The sequence below is a fragment of the Flavobacterium beibuense F44-8 genome (assembly GCF_000769915.1).
Taxonomy (GTDB): domain Bacteria; phylum Bacteroidota; class Bacteroidia; order Flavobacteriales; family Flavobacteriaceae; genus Flavobacterium; species Flavobacterium beibuense.
On sequence record NZ_JRLV01000049.1, the window covers coordinates 1 to 989 of the forward strand.

Below are 989 nucleotides of genomic sequence, written 5' to 3' on the forward strand. Positions count from 1 at the left end.
GTTGCTGTTGCAGGTACGGTAATAATACCGTCTGCATCTACCGTTACATCTGTAAGTCCGCCATCATTAACAATAGAGATAGTGATATCATTATCATCTACCGGCTCGTAGTTGTAAAGGTCATTTAGGGTAATATCTCCTGCCACACCGCCTGTACCTTCGTGGATTTCAACATCGCTAAAGTCATCAGCCTCTGCCCATAACCTGTTTCTGATTAACAGGGTTGCCGCCTGTGAAGAAGCACCACAACCTATAACCTCATTAATTACCACTCTGTACTGGTAGTTATTAAGGCTTAGCGGAGCATGAACAACAGAAAGCATATTGGTATTTACACCAAGGTAAGTAGGATTTACACCACCATCGGTAAGGTTGTACCATGTAGTACCACCATCGTTACTTTCCTGCCACTGGTAGCTGTATGCATTAGCTACATTTACTGTAAAGTGAGCATCACCATCAAACGGAGTAGAATCATCTACAGGCTGTGCGTTAAATGTCGCTGCAGGAAGTCCCTGTATAGTTACGTTTGCCGAGTTGGAACAACCGTTGGCATCGGTTACAAATACACTGTAAGTACCTGCTGTAAGACCTGTAATATTTGCTGTAGTAGCACCATTACTCCACAGGTAAGTATATGGCATAACACCACCCACAGCAGTTACGTTTGCCTCACCATAAGCAGCGCCTATACAGGTAGGATTGGTTTGACCCGCTGTAATGTAAAGCGGTGATGGCTGAGAGATCGTACATCCCTTAATAATCTGGCAACCGTTAACATCGGTAATGGTTACGTTATAACTTCCGGCTGTAAGAGCTGTAATAGTTTGTGTTGTAAGTCCGTTACTCCACAGGTAAGTGTAAGGAGCAGTACCGCCATTGGCATTGGCTGTAGCTGTACCGTTACTACCACCGTTACATGACACATTGGTTTGTGCAATGAAACCTGTTAGCTGTAGTGGCTGAGTTATAATTACTGTTGCAGTAGC

1 protein-coding gene is annotated in these 989 nt (G+C 44.1%); it reads right to left on the bottom strand.

The genetic code is table 11. The features are described from left to right. Positions 1–989 (bottom strand): SprB repeat-containing protein (locus tag Q763_RS17250; protein ID WP_035136321.1); only part of this gene is annotated, 989 nt, incomplete at both ends.